The following is a 3,765-nucleotide window of genomic DNA, read 5'->3' as shown; positions in this document are numbered from 1 at the left end:
ATGGGTCAACCCGTAGTCATCCCCCCCAATTGCTGACAACTGTCCACCGCTCCTTTGCCCTGCAAGTGGGGGCTGTGCTCTCCAGTCTGGGTATTGCAGGCCGACTCACAATCCTCCCCCCCCAGCAGGAGAACTGGCAGGTTCAATACAGCCTTACCCTACCGGCATTCAAGGATCGGTACAACGCCTTGGTGGCTCCCTACTCAGCTAAAGGGAAGTTGCCCCAAGGGCTGGAGACGCATGACTTTACGATTCCGGGCTCCCTGCTGCGGGAAGTATACAGCTACACTGAGATGCGCGGCATGGGCTGCCAAGGAGCTCGGTCGGTCGAAGCCAACTATGAACGATACTTGGCTGAGTCGGGGTTGGATTTGGATATCCCCGTTACAGTTAAGGGCCTAGGCAGCCATGACTGGGTACGAACCTACGACATTGAAGTCGAAGAGGCCCATTGCTTTTACTGCAATGGCTATCTCACCCACAACAGCGCGGGCATGCGCCAATTTGCCGCCGACGACGAGCTGGGATCCAGCGCCAAGGACAACCTCTGGCAGCAGGACGAGCAGGGCAACTGGAGAATTGACCCGGAGCGGGATGCCCTGCGCATGGCCAACCACACGCGCGTGTTCCACCGCAAGCCAACGCGAGAAGAGTGCATTGCGGCGGTGCGCAAGCAGTTTTACTCCGGCGAGGGAGCCATCCAGTGGGCGGGGGAAGCTGTGGCGCGGGCCAATGCCGACCTGCTCGCCACTCCAGAATTGAAACAGACCTTCCTCAACATCTATGCCTCCCAAGGCCCAGAGGAAGCTCGACGCTGGCTAAAACACCACTGGCCAACCCTGCCCGAGGCTGAACTGGAGCACCGGCTGCGGCGGTATGGGTTAAACCCTTGCGGCGAGATCATTGGATGCGACTTCCACTGCAACCTGGCTGAGATCCACCTCAACCGGCTGGATCCCCACAACCGCCAGGAACAAGAGGAGGCCTTCACGGCGGGGGCCCTGACAGCGGCGGCGCTATTGCACCATCGCTTTGTCGAGCCCCGCTTCCAGCGCTCGCGGGAGTGGGATCCCATCGTCGGCGTCTCGTTTACGGGGCTGTTTGACTTTTGCGTCAAAGCCTTTGGGGTGGACTGGTTGCGCTGGTGGCAGGAGGGGAGGCCGGATACGCCCCTGGGGCGGGAGTTTAAGCAGCAGGAGCGGGAATACCTCAGCTTTTGGAAGGAGGTTGTCCACCGCGTGGTCTGGGACTACTGCGACCGCCACGGGTTGCGCCGTCCCAACCGCTGCACCACTGTTCAGCCTGCTGGCACCAAGTCCCTGCTCACCAACGCCTCGCCCGGCTGGCACCCGCCCAAGGCCCAGCGCTACATCCGCCGCATCACCTTTGCCAAAAACGACCCCGTGGCCCTTGCCTGTCTGGACTATGGCTACTCGGTAGTGCCTGCCCAGGCGGACAAGGACGAAAACGGCAACCTGCTCAACGATCCCTTTGATCCCCGCTGTACCGAGTGGCTGGTGGAGCTGCCGGTGGAGGTGGAGTGGGCCAATTTGCCCGGCGCCGAGGAGATTGAGATTGAGCGCTTCTCTGCCCTGGCCCAGTTTGACTTCTACATGCAGGTGCAAAAGTACTACACTACCCACAACACCTCAGCCACCATCGAGCTGCGGGAGGACGAGATCGAGGCGCTGGGATCCCGCATTTACGAGGCCATCCGCGACGACGAGGGGTACATTAGCGCAGCGCTGTTGGCGCGCTTCGACGCTCCCTTCCCCCGCTTGCCCTTTGAGAAAATTGACAAAGCCACCTATGAACGGCTGATGGCTGAAGTCAAGCAAAGACGAAAAACCGACAACTTTTACGAGGCCCTGGCGCGCTACGACCGCAACCTCGCCCTCATGGCAGAGGGGCCGGCAGGGTGTGATGCTCTCGGCTGTCTAATGCCGGAGGCCAGCCCGCAGAGCGAGAACCCGCCCCGTTAGCAGAAGGGGGGATCCCGCCCAAGCTAGGTGCTGTTGCCCCTTCTCCGCTAGCCGGCCCTGGCTACACTGTTCTTGGCTGGGATAGCCGTGCGCGCCTCGGCAGCCCCATCAGCAGGGCAGGCGCACTGGGCGCAGTTGGGTTTTCCCTGCCCAAGCGTTTGCTGGCTGGGGGAGTGGGATCTGATGCAGACAGGAGAGCGGCTCCAAAAGAAAGCCTGGGCGAGGGAAATCCGGCGCAGACTGGGGGGGCTGGTGCTGGCGCTGGTGGTGCTGCTGGGGATCGCCTGTTCTAGCCCCAAGGGCTCTGGGACCTCCCCTCCTGGATTGCTCCCGCCTCCGCCTGAGCCGGGCAGCCAGTCAATCCCTCTGACGGTGCGCACTCTGGGCAATAGCCGCTTTAAGTTGCTGAGCTTGAGGGTGGAAGTGGCAGGGGGGGAGGCCGAGGTGTTACTGGACACCGGCTCGGCAGGGCTGCGCATCTTATCGTCAGCAGCAGGCCGCCTTGGCCTGGAGCGGACAGGGATCCCTTCCACAGTAACCTTTGCCGATGGCACACAATTTATCGGGGTGCTGGCCCGCGCTCCCTTTGGCTTGGGCGGGATCCAAAGTCAAGAGCCGGTAACGATTCAGTTGATTGACCAAATTACCTGTGTGGAGGGTCTGGTGGCCACCTGCTCCGACAACCTATTTGGACCAGGGCGGCCCTTTACTGGGATCCTTGGCACCTCCCTAGACGAGCGCAGCCCCGATGCCAACTTGTTTAGCCCCCTTCCTCGCCTGCCGGGCAATTTGGGTTCTGGGTACATCCTCCAGACAGGTGGGTTCGACTCTGGGCAAGGCCTTTTCACCCTCGGCCTGACGGAGGCCAACACCGCTGGTTTCAATTTCCGGCAACTGCCTCAGGTGGGAAGCTTTCCCAATGGCACGCCCATCTGGCGGGATGAAGCCCTGCAGGTGGCCTACAGCATCAGCAATACCTCTATTCAAAATGTCCTCAGTCCCACCCTATTTGACAGCGGCGCCTCCGACATCTTCCTCAACGTTCGCCTGTTGGGATCCCCTCCCTTTCCCACCTCAACCCTGCCCCCCGGGTCGGAATGGCGCGCCGTCCTGGAGGGGGCATTTGACTACCGCATTCGGGTGGGCTTTCCGGTAACGCCCAGCCGGGATCGGATCTTTGTTAACGGCAACCAAAGGGTGCAACTGCTGGGCATGCCCCTGTTTTTCAACGCCGACGTTGCTTTCGATATTGAACGCGGTCGGATTGGCTTTCGCCTACGTTGAGATCAAGGCCTTGAGTTGAATTGTGGAGGAAACCAATGTTTGCCCAGGAGGGGATCCCTGCACGTAGAAGGCCACGCTGCTGGCTCTGGCTTTGGGTTCTGCTGCTGTTGGGTTGGCTGGGATTGGGCGGGCCGGCTTGGTCCATTAGTTTGGGGGATCCCTTGCCGGAGTGGGCTAAGTCTATGCAGGTAGGACGCCAGCGGCTACGCGGCGTGGAGCACTACCAAGGCCAAGAGCAGATCCGGGCCTACGGCAACCAGGCGGGGCGGGTGTTTTGGATTCAAATCGAAAGCAGTGCCGACCTGCCGCCGGATCCCCGGCAGTACCTGGGGGAGTACCAGGCGTTTCCAGCCGAGGTCATCCAGGTGGTGCCCCTGCGGGCGCAGCGGTTGCGCTTCCGCCAAGGAAATCGCAGCGCTGAATGGCAAGTGGTGGGCATGAGCGGCCACTTTGAAGCCGAGGCGTTTAGCTATGACCTGGCCCCACCGGAGCTGTTTCG

The 3,765-nt window shown here is 61.4% G+C and carries 3 protein-coding genes; all 3 read left to right on the top strand.

Features of this window, described 5'->3' with window-relative positions; genetic code table 11:
• The coding region (gene nrdJ / locus NW863_RS01435) for a ribonucleoside-triphosphate reductase, adenosylcobalamin-dependent (protein ID WP_414363987.1) at positions 1–1,982 on the top strand (1,982 nt) is incomplete at its 5' end.
• Between the two features lie 183 nt (positions 1,983–2,165).
• Positions 2,166–3,266, top strand: coding sequence for a hypothetical protein (locus NW863_RS01430; protein ID WP_414363986.1), 1,101 nt, complete (start codon positions 2,166–2,168; stop codon positions 3,264–3,266).
• 35 nt (positions 3,267–3,301) lie between these two features.
• The coding region (locus NW863_RS01425) for a hypothetical protein (protein WP_414363985.1) at positions 3,302–3,765 on the top strand (464 nt) is incomplete at its 3' end.

This window comes from Synechococcus sp. B60.1, from assembly GCF_047462555.1.
GTDB lineage: Bacteria > Cyanobacteriota > Cyanobacteriia > Thermostichales > Thermostichaceae > Thermostichus.
The sequence above is the reverse complement of the archived record's forward strand: the minus strand, read 5'-3'. Positions and strand labels throughout refer to the sequence as shown.